The 15,928-nt window shown below is 50.9% G+C and carries 17 protein-coding genes and 1 pseudogene; 14 read left to right on the top strand and 4 right to left on the bottom strand.

The window, feature by feature from the left end; all coding sequences use genetic code 11:
- Positions 1–105 precede the first annotated feature (105 nt).
- From EHV07_RS14575 to EHV07_RS14565, 3 genes are all read left to right on the top strand, one after another.
- Positions 106–1,905 (top strand): DNA/RNA non-specific endonuclease, encoded by a 1,800-nt coding sequence (locus EHV07_RS14575; RefSeq protein WP_147198731.1) that lies wholly within the window; start codon positions 106–108, stop codon positions 1,903–1,905.
- Positions 1,906–2,017: 112 nt separating this feature from the next.
- Positions 2,018–2,590: a C40 family peptidase gene (locus tag EHV07_RS14570; RefSeq protein ID WP_147198730.1), complete on the top strand. Its 573-nt coding sequence runs from the start codon at positions 2,018–2,020 to the stop codon at positions 2,588–2,590.
- Between the two features lie 60 nt (positions 2,591–2,650).
- The gene (locus EHV07_RS14565; protein WP_147198729.1) at positions 2,651–3,190 is read left to right on the top strand and encodes a DUF2058 domain-containing protein; all 540 of its coding nucleotides are present in this window, start codon (positions 2,651–2,653) and stop codon (positions 3,188–3,190) included.
- On the opposite strand, the gene EHV07_RS14560 is transcribed toward EHV07_RS14565, so the two are convergent.
- On the bottom strand, positions 3,191–3,889 hold the full coding sequence (locus EHV07_RS14560; protein ID WP_147198728.1) for an RluA family pseudouridine synthase: 699 nt from the start codon (positions 3,887–3,889) through the stop codon (positions 3,191–3,193).
- Between the two features lie 194 nt (positions 3,890–4,083).
- On the opposite strand from EHV07_RS14560, the gene EHV07_RS14555 reads away from it, so the two are divergent.
- The gene (locus EHV07_RS14555; RefSeq protein ID WP_147198727.1) at positions 4,084–4,566 is read left to right on the top strand and encodes a cold-shock protein; all 483 of its coding nucleotides are present in this window, start codon (positions 4,084–4,086) and stop codon (positions 4,564–4,566) included.
- Between the two features lie 696 nt (positions 4,567–5,262).
- Here EHV07_RS14555 and EHV07_RS24935 read toward each other — a convergent pair.
- The 3 genes and pseudogenes from EHV07_RS24935 to EHV07_RS14545 form a co-directional block, all read right to left on the bottom strand.
- Positions 5,263–5,472: a hypothetical protein gene (locus EHV07_RS24935; protein WP_254446251.1), complete on the bottom strand. Its 210-nt coding sequence runs from the start codon at positions 5,470–5,472 to the stop codon at positions 5,263–5,265.
- A gap of 12 nt (positions 5,473–5,484) precedes the next feature.
- Positions 5,485–5,697: pseudogene (locus tag EHV07_RS25205) on the bottom strand (transposase); the annotation flags it as partial.
- A gap of 306 nt (positions 5,698–6,003) precedes the next feature.
- Positions 6,004–6,963, bottom strand: coding sequence for a LysR substrate-binding domain-containing protein (locus EHV07_RS14545; RefSeq protein ID WP_147198725.1), 960 nt, complete (start codon positions 6,961–6,963; stop codon positions 6,004–6,006).
- 169 nt (positions 6,964–7,132) lie between these two features.
- Between EHV07_RS14545 and EHV07_RS14540 the strand changes: the two genes are divergently transcribed.
- The 10 genes from EHV07_RS14540 to EHV07_RS14495 all read left to right on the top strand — a co-directional run bounded on the left by EHV07_RS14540 (position 7,133) and on the right by EHV07_RS14495 (position 15,926).
- Entirely contained in the window at positions 7,133–8,083 is a 951-nt protein-coding gene (locus tag EHV07_RS14540; RefSeq protein ID WP_147198724.1) for a branched-chain amino acid ABC transporter permease, read from the top strand.
- 82 nt (positions 8,084–8,165) lie between these two features.
- Entirely contained in the window at positions 8,166–9,197 is a 1,032-nt protein-coding gene (locus EHV07_RS14535; protein ID WP_371419695.1) for a branched-chain amino acid ABC transporter permease, read from the top strand.
- A complete protein-coding gene (locus EHV07_RS14530) occupies positions 9,194–9,961 on the top strand; it encodes an ABC transporter ATP-binding protein (RefSeq protein ID WP_147198722.1) in 768 nt (255 codons plus the stop codon). The genes EHV07_RS14535 and EHV07_RS14530 overlap by 4 nt, the downstream gene beginning before the upstream one ends.
- Positions 9,954–10,676 carry an ABC transporter ATP-binding protein gene (locus EHV07_RS14525; protein WP_147198721.1) on the top strand — a complete coding sequence of 241 codons (723 nt, stop codon included), beginning with the start codon at positions 9,954–9,956 and terminating at the stop codon, positions 10,674–10,676. Before EHV07_RS14530 ends, EHV07_RS14525 begins: the two co-directional genes overlap by 8 nt.
- A gap of 23 nt (positions 10,677–10,699) precedes the next feature.
- Positions 10,700–11,851, top strand: coding sequence for a branched-chain amino acid ABC transporter substrate-binding protein (locus EHV07_RS14520; protein ID WP_147198720.1), 1,152 nt, complete (start codon positions 10,700–10,702; stop codon positions 11,849–11,851).
- Positions 11,852–11,863: 12 nt separating this feature from the next.
- Positions 11,864–12,343 carry an L-2-amino-thiazoline-4-carboxylic acid hydrolase gene (locus EHV07_RS14515; RefSeq protein ID WP_147198719.1) on the top strand — a complete coding sequence of 160 codons (480 nt, stop codon included), beginning with the start codon at positions 11,864–11,866 and terminating at the stop codon, positions 12,341–12,343.
- Complete coding sequence (locus EHV07_RS14510) at positions 12,340–13,578, top strand: Zn-dependent hydrolase (RefSeq protein ID WP_147198718.1); 1,239 nt, start codon at positions 12,340–12,342, stop codon at positions 13,576–13,578. The genes EHV07_RS14515 and EHV07_RS14510 overlap by 4 nt, the downstream gene beginning before the upstream one ends.
- A 123-nt stretch (positions 13,579–13,701) precedes the next feature.
- Positions 13,702–14,436, top strand: a complete 735-nt coding sequence (locus EHV07_RS14505; protein ID WP_147200638.1) for an amino acid ABC transporter ATP-binding protein — start codon at positions 13,702–13,704, stop codon at positions 14,434–14,436.
- 16 nt (positions 14,437–14,452) lie between these two features.
- Positions 14,453–15,121, top strand: a complete 669-nt coding sequence (locus tag EHV07_RS14500; RefSeq protein WP_097096885.1) for an amino acid ABC transporter permease — start codon at positions 14,453–14,455, stop codon at positions 15,119–15,121.
- Positions 15,122–15,134: 13 nt separating this feature from the next.
- The gene (locus EHV07_RS14495) at positions 15,135–15,926 is read left to right on the top strand and encodes an amino acid ABC transporter substrate-binding protein (protein WP_147198717.1); all 792 of its coding nucleotides are present in this window, start codon (positions 15,135–15,137) and stop codon (positions 15,924–15,926) included.
- Positions 15,927–15,928: the final 2 nt, after the last annotated feature.

The following is a 15,928-nucleotide window of genomic DNA, read 5'->3' as shown; positions in this document are numbered from 1 at the left end:
TTCTCGATATGATGTAGGCGCTACCGGCGTAGAGAACGATATACCATGGGATGAAAAGCAGCAGCTATGGTTAAAGGGCGGCACACCTTTATCATGGAGAGGCAAATGACTAACCACAATGCAGCGCTGATCGCTTCACGACTGGCGCTAACCGCAGAGCAACGACAACAGACGCGCGCAGCGCTTGCACAGGGAAAGCAGGCAGAGCCGGATCGGCGACGCGCGCAGCGCTACGCTTTTCAGCAACGGACCCGGCAAAGCGTGATCGTGGGGGATACTAACGATCTGCTGCCGGTTTCTTTTTTGCAGCAGGGGATAACTTCGGCGCGAGCGGTGGCGTTGATCAGGGAAGATGGCGTGCCGAAGGGCAGTGGATTTCTGACGCATGGCAACCTCTTTATCACTAATCACCATTTATTACCTGAACCGTCTGCGCAGGGTGTCATAACCGTGCAGTTCGGCTATCGTCAAAGCGAAACGGGCGAAATCATTGATGGCCGACTTTATACGGTGGACGCGGACCGCTTCTGGCTTACCAGCCCGACAGAAGAGTATGACTGCACGCTGATCGCGCTGGGCGAAGCCGTTAACGGCAGCGGCGAGGCGCCATTGCCGCTGTCGCTTAACGATCGCAACGATAAGCATGCGCTGGGTATCAACCTGAATCTGATTCATCATCCGGGCGGCGCGCCACAGCAGATCACGCTGCGCAACAACGCATTGCTGGCACGGCACGAGCAGTTTCTGCATTACGAGGCCGACAGCGAGGGCGGATCGTCCGGCGCACCCGTATTTAATGACGGCTGGCAGCTGGTGGCGCTACATCATGGTGGCGTTGAAGACAACGGCAAGTGGGTTAACGAAGGCATTCGTCTCAGCGCGTTAACCGACTGGCTGAAAGGCGAACTGCCGCAGCTTTCTGTTGCAATGCAGACGCAGCTGATGCAGGCGTTAACCTCTGATGCCACGCCGCTGCGGTCTGTTGCCAGTGCTGCGCCACCGGATGAAAATTACCGCAATCGCGATGGCTTTCAGGCGGATTTTCTTGGTACATCTGTTGATATTGCCGCTATCATCGCACCGCGTGTAGCGGAAGTGGCACCCTTGCGCGACGGTAGCAAAGGCGCTGAAGCCAGGCTCGACTATCAGCATTTTTCGCTGTTAATGAGCGCCGAACGAAAACTGGCCTTTTTTACCGCAACCAACATTGATGGGGCCAGCTACATCAACATCGATCGCGACAGCGGGCAGCCTTCGTTGTTACCGGAGGGAGACCGCTGGTATGAAGACAGCCGCATCGACAGCCGCTACGTGACCGGACAGGCTTTTTACAGCGAGTTCAGCCGCTGGTTCGATCGCGGTCATCTTACCCGTCGTAGCGATCCGACCTGGGGCAGCGCCGCCGAAGCCGTTCGCGCTAACAAAGACACCTTTCACTTTACCAATTGCTCTCCGCAGCATTTCCGCTTCAATCAAAGTGTGCAGTACTGGCAGGGCGTTGAGCGCTATATTCTTGAATTCGGCGTATTGCAGTCAAAAAAACGGATCAGCGTTCTTACCGGCCCGGTGCTTAACGATCGGAGCCGGCAGTATGCAGATTTACAGGTGCCGCTGATGTTCTGGAAAGTCGTTCTGCGTACCGGGCCACAAGGGAAGCCTCAGGCCACTGCGCTGCTGGTCAGTCAGGACAAACTACTGGATGAGCCGCGCCGCGTGTTACCGCGGGCGCAGCCCGAAACGGTGCCCAATGTGGATGAATACCGTGTCTCCGTCAGCGCGCTGGAAACCCTGACCGGCCTTAATTTTAGTGCTTTCCGTGACTGGGATAGCTGGCAGCCGGATGCCGCACTGCTGGCGCAACCGCTACCCGCGAAGCTGATTATGACGTGGCAGGATCTGCTGTAAATTTAAGTAAAAATGAATGCTTTATAACAATGGCAAACCGATGATGTTTCCCAAAATTTGTCGCTATTTCCCTGTTATTCAGGGCTAATATTCAGGAGTCAACAAACAAAAGATGCATCATTTAACCCTCTTTCGTACGATAACGGCGTTGGCCCTTATGATTGTGGCGGGTTGTTCCTCCCATACTCCTGAAGAAGCAGACAGCCGCGCAAAAGATAAAACGGCCCATCGGGCCAGCGAGCCGGATCTTATCCCGGTCATCGCAGCATTACATGACCAAATGTACGCGTGGGAAGGCACGCCCTATGAATGGGGAGGCACAAAGCTTTCGGGCATGGACTGCTCTGGCTTTGTCTGGCGCACTCTTAAAGATCGCTTCAACCTGCCGATGAAACGCGTGACCACCAGTCAGTTAATTCAGATGGGTAAACGTATCGATCCCGATCGTTTGCAGCCCGGCGACCTGGTTTTTTTCCGTATTAATCGACAGATGCACGTCGGTTTTTACGATACCGAACGTTATTTCCTGCACGCTTCCGCCAGCCAGGGCGTGATGCGATCCTCACTGGATAACGTGTACTGGAAATCTGTTTTTCTTGAAGCGCGCAGGTTGCCAAACGAACATGGTGCACAGATATCATTTAATTATGATGAAGAACATAAACGCGTGCTGGCTAAAAACTAAGGGCTGCTCACCATTTACAGGTATAATCCCACGCATTCTTCAACAGGCTTAGATACGAAAATGACAAAACTCACCTTACAAGAGCAGATGCTAAAAGCTGGATTAGTGACCAGCAAAAAAATGGACAAAATTCAAAGGACGGCTAAAAAATCACGGGTTCAGGCTCGTGAGGCCAGAGAAGCGGTGGAAGAGAATAAAAAAGCGCAGCTGGAGCGTGATAAGCAGCTGAGTGAACAGCAAAAACAAGCTGCCTTGTCGAAAGAATACAAAGCTCAGGTGAAACAGCTGATTGAAATGAACAAAATTGTCATTTCAAAAGGCAATATTGATTTTAACTTCACCGATAATAATTTAATTAAAAAAATCGTTGTGGATAAGGCGACGCAGGCACAGCTGATTAGCGGTCGTCTCGCCATTGCCTGTTTGGTTGCTGAAAACAGCGGCGAGAAACAATACGCGATTATCCCAGCGAGCGTGGCCGATAAAATCGCGCAGCGTGACGCAAGCAGCATCGTATTAAACAGCACGCTGAGTCAGGAAGAGCAGGATGAAGAAGATCCCTATGCTGACTTTAAAGTGCCTGATGATTTGATGTGGTAATCAGAACGGGCTCACGCTGCGGCCGTTGATTTGCTCTCCGCTAACGGGATGAACAAAATCCAGCTCGCTGGCGTGCAGCATCAGCCGTGGCGTCTGTGCAGTGCCTGGCAACAGAAGACCGCCATACAGGTCACAGCCCAAAATAGGGTGGCCCAGCAGCTGGCAGTGAATGCGTAGCTGATGGGTGCGCCCGGTCTCCGGGGTGAGCTGTACCCGCGTCAACGGCAGTAACGTCCCATCCTCCAGCTCCTTATAAAACCGCTCAATGACCCGATAGCACGAACGCGCGGGCTTGCCGTTGATTGCGCAAATCGACATCAGCGGGAACAGCGCCGGATCTTTGGCAATCGCCGCCTCGATCACGCCTTCGTTGTCTTCGAGATGTCCGCAGAGCAATGCGCTGTACCTTTTGGTGACGGCGCGCTGGCTAAACTGCTGGCAGAGCGCGGCATTAACCGCTTTATTTCGTGCGATTACCATCAGTCCGGAAGTGCCAAAATCCAGGCGGTGAACGAGGGTGCAGCCGGGAAATAGCTGCACCAGCCGATGATGTACCGAATCAAGGTTTTGCGGATTTTTCCCCGAAAGGCTGAGCAACCCGGCCGGTTTATTGATCAAAGCCAGATGCTCATCCTGCCAGAGCATCTCTATCTGGTCATGGCACGGCGGGGCAATAAAGCTATCGAAAATCGCAGACATCAGGCTACCGGATGAAGAAGGGGAGCGGATGATAACGGATTTTCAGTCGACTGACGAATCCGGCTGGCCGTGACTCTCTCGCAGAGCTGAAATTTATCGTCCAGACTTAAAGCAAAGACGTAGTCTGCGCAGGCATTGTGATTTACACTGCGCGCTGCAAAAAACTCAGTAGATAAACGATTAAGTAGGCGGTAATGGCGATGAACGGAACGATCACAACCTGGTTTAAAGAAAAAGGTTTTGGATTTATCAAAGATGAGAACGGTGACAACCGTTACTTCCATGTGATTAAGGTCGCCAACCCTGATCTGATTAAAAAAGATGCGGCGGTAACGTTCGAACCCACGACCAACAACAAGGGTTTGTCGGCCTATGCGGTAAAAGTCCTGCCGGAAAGCAAATATATCTATATCGCGGGCGAGCGCCTTAAGCTCACGGCGATCAAATCTTACCTGGTTTACAGCGAAGAAGTCCCTGCCAATACCCGTATTGATAAAGAAAATACGGTGCTCTCTGTTGGCGTACTGATGAACAGCATCAAGCCGAAAACAGCCGCGAAGCCAGATGAAATGCGCACGCTAAAAAAACTGGCGATCACCACCTTCCAGGGCGGGACGCTCATCTTTTCGGAAGATGAGATAGACGTGGATGCCACGGTAAAACTGCTCAAGGTCTGAAAGCAGTCAGGCTGAACCCGTGCCGAAATCCTGTGATATTAAGCAGGATTTTGGTACTGAGTAGCTTGCGGGGGACTTCTACCGCACCACAGCTGCTGCTGGTACTGATTTTAGTAAAAGCAAAAAGCCCGCTTAAGTTTCCTTAAGCGGGCTTTTCTAATTTGGCTCCTCTGACTGAGATCGCCTTTGCCAGTAACTGGCTAATAAGTAAGCTAATGCTGAAAGCTCTCCCTGTCAAGACCACCAGAATGACCACCAATCGAAGCAGGTTCTACAAACTGATGTGTGCGGCCTCGTGCATTTGGTGATCGCTACTATTGTCACTGACGCCCCAAGTAGTAGATAACAACGTCAGTTTGTAATATCGGGTTGTTGACCCTGCCCCCGAATATGATCTAGGCATAACCGGCTTCATGTCAGCTGCAATCAGTCGGCAGACCCTTACGGCGTCGCCTGCGTTTTACACCCCAGCCGTTAAGGTTATAAATGCGGTATACCCGCTTGTTGTCTAATCAGTCAATATCAGGGTCAGATGGGGTCTTTGTCGTCTTCGTAGTCATCTGTTGATGCTACAACATGTTGCAAGACATCGTCTTCATTCCTATGTGATTCTCGCAAGGCTTTTACCCTGCAAAGCGTGTCCCGGAATTGAATTTAAAGACGAGCTCACTCTAATTGATCATGACTTTTCGCTTATTAATTTACCGCGTTAAGGCGTTCATTATAAAAAGTTTCTGACTTCCACATACTCAACATCAATGTTGCCAGTTTCCTTGCCAATGCAACAATAACCTTCTTATAGCCCATTCTGTGTCGGAGCTCATTTGCCCATATTGCCAGGCTTGTATCAGTGCCGTAACGGGTTAAAAGGCATGATGCTGCTTCGTAGAGAAGCGTGCGTGTCATTCGGTTTCCCTGCTTTGAGATCCCCCCATTTCTGTCAACCTCGCCGGATTGGTACTTTTTGGGTGTTAATCCGAGGAAGGCTCCGGCATCGCTTACACGTCTGAAGCGAAAGGGGTCGTCAATTGACGTTTTAAAACTTAATGCTGTCAGAACACCCACTCCCGGAACAGATTGCAATATTTGGCAAACTGGATCTTTTCGGCCCAGAGCCACCTGAAATAGCATGCTTGCGGCAGAGTTTCAGGGCCGTAACCCCGGGTTCGGCCTCGCGGACAATATTGATGACATTATCGTCGGAAAAGGATTCTTCATGAGGATGTACTCATTTGACGGATGAAGATATTGCTAACCTTGCGGTGTGTTAATCAATGGGAAGCAGGTCAAGAGAGGCTGCCATTACCGATGGCGCGGTTGACTTGATTTCACCAACGTTTCGAGGCTTATAGAATTCATGTCACACATAGGTTGATCATCATATAATGCATCGTGTATGTAGGTATAATCTTGTCAGCTGCGCTGACAACCTGTGAGTTATTTAGCGTTTATTATGATTTGATTCATCTCTGAACCCTTTGCTTCACCGTACAACCATCTCTGCAGCAATCGACTGTCTTCAGACAGATCCATATTCTGTCGAGTACATAAATAATAGTCCCTGCCATCATCGATTTCGTGGTCGAAAAGCTTCACCAGTTCGCCTGATGCAAGAAAAGGGGCGATCATCGGCTCCCTCAACAGGCCACATCCCAGACCGGCGCGCACCGCAGCCAACGTCAGCAACCCATCTTCAAAGATGGGACCCTCTTTCCTGAAATGCGTGATATCGAGACTGTTGAACCACTGCTGCCATGCATTCCTCTCCTCATCATGCACTTTTTTTGTTTGTGCCAGGATTTCAGGAGTATCGATATAGCCATGTGTGCGTAAAAAATCCTTGCTGGCAACTGGCACCATTTTCCCGGAGATCAGCTTTTCTGCATTGTATCCCGCCCATTGTCCGGTACCGAAGCGAATAGAAAGGTCAGAGGCATCGCTGTGATAATTACGGTGATTGGCATACACCACGTTAATTTCAATTTGCGAATGGATATTCGAGAATTTAGGCAGCCTGGGAATAAACCAACTCATGCCAAAAAGGGGAATCAGGCTGATAGTCACTTTGCGTGAGGGATTTTGCTCCATGATATGCCCTGTCGCTTGTCGGAGTACCGAAAATGCAGAACGAATGGAGCGGTAATATTCCCTGCCCGACGAACTAAGAACCAGCCGGCGGCCTTGGCGATCGGTTAGCGGCAGCTGCAAAAAGTTTTCCAACACACGAAGCTGATGGCTCACCGCAGAAGGCGAGATATTTAGCTCTTGCGCCGCTGCACTCAAGCTACCTAAACGCGCGATGGCTTCGAACACGCGTACAGCGCGTAAAGGTGGATCATCCGAAAACTCTGTATGTGATGCGAAATCATCATCGATTGATTGTTCTGTTTTTCTCATATAAACCACTATTTCTCAGCGGTGGAAACTCTCTGGTTGAAAATAAGTTAACTTAAATCATATGGTTATAGGTAATTCATTTTGCCATAAGTAAGAATATATACGTATTTTACAATTTTGCTCAATTATCGGATGTTAAGCGCGCAACCGCTAATTCCGGATAACTACTGTGGATACATTTATACAACAACTGATTAATGGCCTGATGCTTGGCAGCATTTATGGCCTGATAGCGCTTGGATACACCATGGTGTACGGAATTTTGCGCATCATTAATTTTGCACACGGCGACATTTTGATGACTGGGGCACTGACTACCCTGTCTGGGATGCAGTTGCTTACTCAACATTTCCCACACTTAAATGCACTGGTCGTACTAACGATTGCCACTCTGCTGTCAATGGGTGTTTGCGCGCTACTAGCAATGGGTATTGAGCGCTTTGCTTACCGCCGCTTGCGCAATGCTCCGCGCCTGGCACCGTTGATCAGTGGTATTGGCCTTTCTGTCCTGCTCCAGACCTGCGCGATGATCATCTGGAGCCGCAATCCGCTGATGTTCCCGCAAGTTTTATCGATGGATCCGATAGCGATCACCGCCGGTGATGCACAGCATCCCCCTGCCATTATTACTGTTACCGGTATTGTCACCTTCCTGCTGGCCTTGAGCGCCATGGCAGGGTTGTGGTTGCTGGTGGAGTTTACTCGGCTGGGGCGCGGTATGCGTGCCGTTGCTGAAAACCCTCGCGTAGCCAGCCTGATGGGCGTCAACCCAAACCGCATCATCACGTTGACCTTTGCCATCGGGGGTGTTTTCGCCGCTCTGGCAGGAGTCATGATGGCAAGTAACTACGGCAATGCCGGATTCTCGATGGGATTCTTACCGGGAATCAAAGCCTTTACTGCTGCGGTTCTGGGCGGGATTGGCAATATTCGTGGTGCCATGGTGGGCGGAGTACTGCTGGGTATTATTGAATCGCTGGGCGCGGGCTATCTGGGAGAGCTAACGCATGGCGTCTTTGGCAGTAATTATCAGGATGTTTTTGCTTTCATTGTCTTAATTCTGGTGTTGGTGTTCCGACCAGCAGGGTTGTTAGGCGAACGCGTGGCACAGCGTGCCTGAGGATAAGACTATGAGCGCTATTTCATTTGAAAATGTACCCAAACGCCGCCTCAATTCAGGCCTGTTATTACTGATCGTGGGCATGCTCATTGCGCCTTGGCTTGCATCTGCCACGGGTGGTAATTACTGGGTCAGGGTGATTGATTTTACTCTGCTCTACATCATGTTGGCATTAGGGTTGAATATTGTTGTGGGCTTTACGGGCCTGCTGGATATGGGGTTTATTGCCTTTTATGCCGTGGGTGCCTATCTCGCGGCGCTTCTGGCGTCACCGCATCTTCTGGATGCCTTTCCCGCCTTGCAGCCCATGTTCTCCCATGGCATGCATACCTCCTATTTGTGGCTGGTGCCGTTAGGCGCTTTTGTTGCGGGTATCTGCGGCATTCTGCTGGGCGCACCCACGCTGGGATTACGTGGTGACTATCTGGCGATCGTCACACTGGGGTTTGGTGAAATCATCCGTATTTTGATGCGTAACCTCGATCGTCCGGTCAATATCACGAATGGTGCAAAAGGCATTTCAGGTATTGATTCCCTGAATCTGTTTGGCCTGAAATTCAGTGGCACTTACCACCTGCTGGGCCAAAAAATTCCGGCACTCTATTTATGGTATTACCTTTTCGCGCTGCTCATCGCGGTCATCATCTTTATCTGTTTACGGTTGCAACATTCGCGCATTGGCCGCGCCTGGCACGCAATTCGTGAAGATGAGGATGTGGCGCGTGCCATGGGTATCAACGTCCGTAACTTCAAGCTGCTGGCATTTGCGCTTGGGGCGTCATTCGGTGGCGTAGCCGGGGTGATGTTCGCGTCTTTCCAGGGGTTTGTCTCACCGGAGTCGTTTACGTTGAACGAGTCAATCGTGGTTCTCGCCATGGTGGTCTTGGGCGGAATTGGGCATGTGCCGGGCGTCATTCTTGGTGCAGTGTTGCTCTCTGCATTGCCCGAAGTACTGAGAAGCCAGGCGATTCCATTGCAGCAGGCACTGTTTGGTAGCGTGATCATTGAACCGGAAATTTTACGTCAGCTGTTTTATGGCCTGGCGCTGGTACTGGTGATGCTGTTCAGGCCGCATGGCCTTTGGCCGGTGCGTCATCCGGGGGTGGCATCATGAATCTGCTGAGCGTGCGTCATTTGCATAAAAACTTTGGCGGTATTAAAGCGGTTGATGATGTCAGCCTGAACGTTAAGGCGGGCGACATTTATGGGCTAATTGGGCCGAATGGTGCTGGCAAAACCACCTGTTTTAATCTCATCACCGGGTTATACCGAGCTGACAGTGGCGAATTTGACCTTGCGGGAAAACCCTATACCCCGCAAAGAATAGAAAAAGTCACGCAAGCGGGTATCGCGCGTACTTTTCAGAATCTGCGTTTATTCAACGAGATGAGTGTGCTGGAAAACGTGATGATCGGCAGGCATGTCCGGACACGTAACGGTTTGTGGGCCGCTCTCTCCCGCCATCGCCGCGCGCGTGCTGAAGAGCGTGAGACCGAAACACTGGCATGGCAGTGGCTTGAATACACCGGTATTGCTCAGTTTGCCCACTATCGCGCTTGCGACCTGGCTTACGGCCATCAGCGCCGGTTGGAAATCGCCAGGGCGTTGGCATCGGATCCCAAACTGCTGGCGCTGGATGAACCCGCAGCGGGCATGAATGCGGCAGAAAAAGTCGCGCTAGGTGGTTTGCTGCGCCGCATTCGGGACGATGGTAAAACGCTGCTGATTATTGAGCACGATGTGAAATTGATGATGGGATTGTGCGATCACATCTCGGTACTGGACTACGGCAAAGTGATTGCATCTGGCCATCCAGAGACGGTGCGTCGCCATCCTGCGGTGATCAAAGCTTATCTGGGAGGCCATGCACATGTCTGAGCCTGCGTTACAGATCAAGGATCTTAGCGTGCATTACGGCGGCATACAGGCCGTACGAAGCATCAATATAAGTTTGCAGCCGGGAGAGCGGGGCACGCTTATCGGCGCGAACGGCGCAGGTAAAAGCTCCACCGTACGCGCTATCTGCGGTTTGCAGCCTTACTCCGGCGAGATTTTCTGGCAGGGGCAATCCATCAAAGGTTTGCATCCCAATGAGTTGGTCCAAAAAGGCATTGTGCTGGTACCGGAAGGACGCGGAATTTTTACGCGCATGACAGTGCTGGAGAATCTGCAAATGGGAGCCTGGCACCGCCGTGACCGCACCCATGTTCGCCACCACATTGCGCAGCTAATGGAACAGTTTCCTCGCCTTGCTGAACGAAAACAGCAGCTGGCTGGGCTGCTTTCCGGTGGGGAACAGCAGCTTTTAGCGATTGCCCGAGCACTGCTCAGCAATCCGAAATTACTCATCCTGGACGAACCCTCCATGGGGCTGGCGCCCATCATGGTGGAGCGCATCTTCGAGGTTATTCACTCTCTGCGTACCACTGGCATCACATTACTGCTGATCGAGCAAAACGCGCGGCTGGCGCTGCAAGCCACCGACCACGCTTGGGTGATGGACAGTGGAACCATACCCTATCAGGGGCGCTCGGATGCGTTGCTGAACGACGATCGTATTCAACAAATTTACCTGGGCGAATTGCCCATTTAACTTCACCAACATCAGGGAACACTATGAAAACAATCAAAATGAGTACCATCAGCACTGCACTGCTTCTGGCGGGTATGGCTGCTTCGGTGCCTGTACATGCTGACGAAACCATCCTGATCGGTCTGGCGGGCCCACTCACGGGACCTTCAGCGCGTATCGGCAAGGATTTGGAGAACGGTGCTCAACTGGCGATCGATGATGCCAATAAAGCGCACCCGACCGTGGGTGGCAAAGCTGTGACCTTCAAATTGCAGTCGGAAGATGATCAGTCTGATCCACGTGTTGCGGTTGCCGTTGCACAGCGCTTAGTTGACAGCGGTGTGGCCGGGGTGGTGGGACACTGGAATACAGGAACCAGTATCCCTGCCGCGCGGATTTATCATGATGCTGGCATCGCGCAGGTGGCTCCGGTCGCCACAGGGCACGCCTACACGCAGCAAGGCTTTGATACCAGCTTCCGCGTCATGGGTCATGATGATGATGGCGGTAACTATGCAGGTCAGTATGCAGTTAAAACGCTAAAAGCGAAGCGTATTGCAGTCATCGACGATCGCACTGCTTTTGGCCAAGGGCTGGCGGATGAGTTCATCAAATCGCTGGAATCGCAGGGCGTCAAAATCGTTGACCGCCAGTATGTGGACGATAAAACTGTAGACTTCAGTGCAGTACTTACGGCTATTCGTAGCAAAAATGCTGACTTGGTGTTTTTCGGAGGCGTTGACAGCCAAGCCGCACCGCTGGCGCGCCGCATTAAACAGCTTGGTATGAACGCAACATTAATGGGTGCGGGTGGGTTTGTTAGTCAGACCTTCCTGACACTGGCGCAAAAAGAAGGGGACGGTGTTGTTGCGCTGGAACCGGGCTTACCGGTAGATCAAATGCCGGGTGGTAAAGCCTTTGAGCAAGCTTACCAGTCTCGCTATCACACTCACATTGAACTGCATGCGCCATTTGCCTACGACGCTACACGCGTGTTGATTGCTGCGATTGAAGAGGCCAATTCTGCGGATGCAAGCCAATACCTGCCGGTACTGCGTAACATCAATTATGCCGGCGTGAGCGGACAAATCGCCTTTGATGCGCAAGGCAACCTCAAAAATCCATCCTTCACTGTTTACAAAGTCGTGAACGGTAAATGGCAGCCACAGACCGTCGTGGGTGGTGCTGCAAAGTAACGGGAGAACATAATGAGTTGTCATCAAAACGAAGAGCTGGGCATTCTTGCCCGGCGTAAGATTGAAGCCGAAATTATCAAACCGATTTATGACGTCCTGGTGCGAGAGCTCGGGAAGGCTCAGGCGCAAGCGCTGATTGGAGAAGCCATTGAAAGCGCGGCTATCCAGGCGGGGCAAGAGTTTGCCAAAAAAGAGCCCAAAAAGGCAGATCTGCGAAGTTTCGTCAATCTGCAATATCTCTGGGAAAAAGACAATGCATTAGACGTTAAAGTGCTCGATGACGACGGGCAACGCTATAACTATGACGTCACCCGCTGTCGCTATGCCGAGATGTATCACGAGATGGGCTTAGGCGAGATTGGGCATCTCCTTTCTTGTGCGCGGGATGACAAGTTTATTGTCGGTTATGCACCTGAAGTTGAGCTAACGCGCACCACCACAGTGATGTCTGGTGCGCCGCGTTGTGACTTTCGCTATCGGGTAAAATCATGAGTATCACAGCCCGTATCAACGCGCAACGACTGTGGCAATCCCTCGAAACCTTTGCCACTTTTGGTGCGACCCCTGCTGGCGGTGTGACGCGTCTTACGCTAAGTGAAGAAGACCGTCAGGGGCGAGATACCCTGAAGCGCTGGGCCGCTGAAGCGGGTTTTTCCTGCGAGATTGATGAGTTGGGTAGCATGTTCATCAGACGCCCCGGTAAAAATGCCGGGCTGGCGCCCGTCATGATCTGCTCTCATGCTGATTCACAACCGCAGGGAGGCAATTATGATGGTGTCTATGGCGTACTGGCCGGGTTGGAGGTGTTGCGCACCCTCAATGATCACGAAATCCAAACCGAGCGCGATATTCTGCTGGTTAACTGGACCAATGAAGAGGGCGCGCGATTTGCGCCAGCCATGTTGGCCTCGGGAGTTTGGGCCGGTGTCTTCTCTAAGGCCTTTGCACTGAGCCGCCTGGATAGTGCGGGTATCTCCGTTGCTGAGGCGTTGGAAACGATCGGCTATCAAGGTCGTCACAAAGTACAACCAATTGACCTTCATGCCTGCTATGAATTGCATATTGAACAAGGCCCGATCCTCGAAAAAACTCGCACGGATATTGGTATTGTTCATGCCGCCATGGGGCAGCGATGGTTTGAAGTCACCCTTCAGGGTTTTGCCGCGCATGCGGGCACCACACCAATGGATTTACGTCAGGATGCGATGTGCGGTTTTGCGGAAATTGTGCTGGCTGTCGAGAAGATTGCACAACAAAGCGGCAAGGATGGTCGGGGTACAATTGGCATGTCTCGGGTGGTGCCTAATTCCCGTAACGTTGTACCGGGTGAAGTTTTCTTCACCGTTGAGTTTCGTCATCCTGAATCAAAGAGTCTGGAAGTCATGGAATCAGGTTTGCATGATGCACTGAACACATTATCCCATCGTCATCTGACAGTTCACGTTGAGAAAATTTTTGATTATGCACCGATTAAGTTTGATCAGTGTTGTGTGGCTCGCATTGAAAAGGCGGTGGAACATTTGGGGTTCAGTCATAGCAATATGGTCTCCGGGGCCGGCCATGATGCTTGTTATATTCAACATGTAGCACCCACGGCTATTATTTTTATTCCTTGTGTAAAAGGGATTAGCCACAACGAGGCAGAAGCTATTTTGCCAGAATGGTCAGAGAAAGGGGCTAATACACTCTTTCGAACGATTATCATTGCGGCGAATGAAAGCGAGTAAATTCTCGTTAACTTAATATGCGTTAGCAAATTAAAACATATGCTTCGCACTATTAAGCATTTTGTCTGATTTAATGACCTGTTGATAATCGGCTGCTGACTCTTAATGTATGCCGATAAATCAATGATAAATGTCTCAGGGATAAGTAAATCGTTTCGCGGCTTCCAGGCACTCGACAATATCAGTTTCGATGTGCAACCACGAGAGGTGGTTTCCATCATTGGCCCGTCAGGTTCGGGAAAGTCCACGCTTTTACGTACGTTGAATCTTCTGGTCCTGCCCGATTCGGGGAAGATTTCAATCGGTAACGCATCTATAGATGCACAGCATGTCCAGCGAAAACAGATCAATACGCTGCGCAGTAAAAACTCAATGGTATTCCAGCATTACAATCTTTTTCGAAATAAAACCGCACAGGAAAATATTACTGAGGTCCTGCGTTTCGCTAAAAAACTAGGTCGCAAGGAAGCGGATGAAAAAGCCCTGGAATATCTCCATCGTGTCGGGCTGCATGATAAAGCGTCATCATATCCGGCGATGTTATCGGGAGGGCAACAGCAGCGGGTGGGAATTGCACGTGCGCTCAGTCTGGAACCTGAAGTCATTCTGATGGATGAGCCCACTTCCTCACTCGATCCTGAAATGCGCCGCGGCATATTAAAACTGATTGCCGAAATTGCGACGCAGAATATCACCCTGGCTATCGTGACTCATGAAATGAATTTTGCCCGAGAAATTTCAGATCGGCTCTTTTTTATGGAGCAAGGCAGAATCATCGCTCAGGGTGCACCCGATGAGATCATTCAAGGTGATGTGGGAAGCCGAATTGACGCCTTTGTAAACGACTACGAAATATAAGTCAGGAAACTAGACCATGAATTTTGACCTGATCTATATGTTCAAATTGATTCCCGCCATTCTGGGCTATCTGCCAATCACTTTGCTGATCTCGGGAGCTTCAATCATTGTAGCCACCTTACTGGGTTTGCTACTCGCACTCATGCTGCGTGGCGGAAAGCTACTGCGTGGTGTCGCTCGGCTGTATATTTCCTTTTTCAGAGGCACTCCAGTACTGGTTCAATTACTGATTATCTATTTTGGTTTGCCACAACTATTTCCAGTATTGAATTCCGTTGGGCCCGTTTACGCGGTTATCGCCGGATTGAGTTTTAACACTGCTGCATATTTGGCTGAGATATTCCGCGCGGGGATTGATTCAGTGGACCGCGGGCAAATTGAAGCTGCACTGGCTAGCGGCTTAAGCCTACCCGTTGCTTGCTGGCGCATTTTGTTTCCGCAAATTTGTCGCAATGCGATCCCGGCAACAGGCAACATGTATATCGGGCTGATTAAAAACTCCTCACTGGCTTTTACACTCGGTGTCACCGAGTTGCTGTCGGCAGGAAAACTTGAAGCCACTGCCTCGCTTAAATTCTTCGAAGCTTATACCGCTGTTGCATTGGTCTATTGGGGAGTGACCTTCCTGCTCTCATTACTGCAGCGGCAACTGGAAACCCATCTGGGCAAACCCTATCAACAATAATTCAGGAGTCGGTATGAAGTTAGGCGGATTGGTGATGTGCCTGTGTGCAGCAGTGTTGTTGAGCGCATGCGATCAAAGTAAGCAGACGAGCGATGCTCAGGATGTATTGCGTGTGGGTGCGACACCAGATGGTTACCCACACTACTTTAAGGAAGGCGGTGAGCTTAAGGGCTTCAGCGTCGATGTGCTGAATGCGGTCGCGAAGAAAGCGGGACTCAAAGTTGAGTGGGTTACTTCAGATTGGGTCGGTGTGCTGGGCTCTCTCCAGACCGGAAAAGTGGATACCGTGGGTAACTTCGCCGACACACCAGAACGTCGTAAAGCCTATAATTTTTCCACACCTTATTACTATTCAGCGGCACAGCTTGCAGTCAGTAAAAACAATAACTGGGTGCATGGCCTGAGCGATTTGAACGGTAAAACCGTGGCAGCGGAACTGGGTTCTAACTACGCCAACGTATTAAAGGAGTCAGATCCTGAGCATAAAATCAATCTGGTGACCTATGAAGGCAGGGACGTGGTGGTGAATGCGGTCGCGCAAGGTAAAGCCGATGCATTTATTTCAGGCCAGGTCATCCTGCTGGGACAAATCAAACAAAAAAGACTGCCACTTAAAGTCGTAGGCGAGCCTTTTGGCGTGCGTCAGGTGGCATTGCCGTTCCGCAAAGATGCGCAAGGAGACAAGTTACGGAAAAAAGTGGATGCTGCGCTCGACCAATTGCGTAATGACGGTACGCTAAAATCCATTTCGGAAAAATGGTTTGATCAGGACCTCAGTCACGCGCCAGCAGGAGGGCAGAATTAATC

This window comes from Pantoea sp. CCBC3-3-1 (assembly GCF_007981265.1).
Taxonomy (GTDB): domain Bacteria; phylum Pseudomonadota; class Gammaproteobacteria; order Enterobacterales; family Enterobacteriaceae; genus Erwinia.
The sequence above is the reverse complement of the archived record's forward strand: the minus strand, read 5'-3'. Positions and strand labels throughout refer to the sequence as shown.

Bases quoted from the DNA above. Each gene is read 5' to 3' on its own strand.
- EHV07_RS14575 (WP_147198731.1), top strand. From the start codon at position 106: ATGACTAACCACAATGCAGCGCTGATCGCTTCACGACTGGCGCTAACC.
- EHV07_RS14570 (WP_147198730.1), top strand. From the start codon at position 2,018: ATGCATCATTTAACCCTCTTTCGTACGATAACGGCGTTGGCCCTTATG.
- EHV07_RS14565 (WP_147198729.1), top strand. From the start codon at position 2,651: ATGACAAAACTCACCTTACAAGAGCAGATGCTAAAAGCTGGATTAGTG.
- EHV07_RS14560 (WP_147198728.1), bottom strand. From the start codon at position 3,889: ATGTCTGCGATTTTCGATAGCTTTATTGCCCCGCCGTGCCATGACCAG.
- EHV07_RS14555 (WP_147198727.1), top strand. From the start codon at position 4,084: ATGGCGATGAACGGAACGATCACAACCTGGTTTAAAGAAAAAGGTTTT.
- EHV07_RS24935 (WP_254446251.1), bottom strand. From the start codon at position 5,472: ATGACACGCACGCTTCTCTACGAAGCAGCATCATGCCTTTTAACCCGT.
- EHV07_RS14545 (WP_147198725.1), bottom strand. From the start codon at position 6,963: ATGAGAAAAACAGAACAATCAATCGATGATGATTTCGCATCACATACA.
- EHV07_RS14535 (WP_371419695.1), top strand. From the start codon at position 8,166: ATGCTCATTGCGCCTTGGCTTGCATCTGCCACGGGTGGTAATTACTGG.
- EHV07_RS14530 (WP_147198722.1), top strand. From the start codon at position 9,194: ATGAATCTGCTGAGCGTGCGTCATTTGCATAAAAACTTTGGCGGTATT.
- EHV07_RS14525 (WP_147198721.1), top strand. From the start codon at position 9,954: ATGTCTGAGCCTGCGTTACAGATCAAGGATCTTAGCGTGCATTACGGC.
- EHV07_RS14520 (WP_147198720.1), top strand. From the start codon at position 10,700: ATGAAAACAATCAAAATGAGTACCATCAGCACTGCACTGCTTCTGGCG.
- EHV07_RS14515 (WP_147198719.1), top strand. From the start codon at position 11,864: ATGAGTTGTCATCAAAACGAAGAGCTGGGCATTCTTGCCCGGCGTAAG.
- EHV07_RS14510 (WP_147198718.1), top strand. From the start codon at position 12,340: ATGAGTATCACAGCCCGTATCAACGCGCAACGACTGTGGCAATCCCTC.
- EHV07_RS14505 (WP_147200638.1), top strand. From the start codon at position 13,702: ATGATAAATGTCTCAGGGATAAGTAAATCGTTTCGCGGCTTCCAGGCA.
- EHV07_RS14500 (WP_097096885.1), top strand. From the start codon at position 14,453: ATGAATTTTGACCTGATCTATATGTTCAAATTGATTCCCGCCATTCTG.
- EHV07_RS14495 (WP_147198717.1), top strand. From the start codon at position 15,135: ATGAAGTTAGGCGGATTGGTGATGTGCCTGTGTGCAGCAGTGTTGTTG.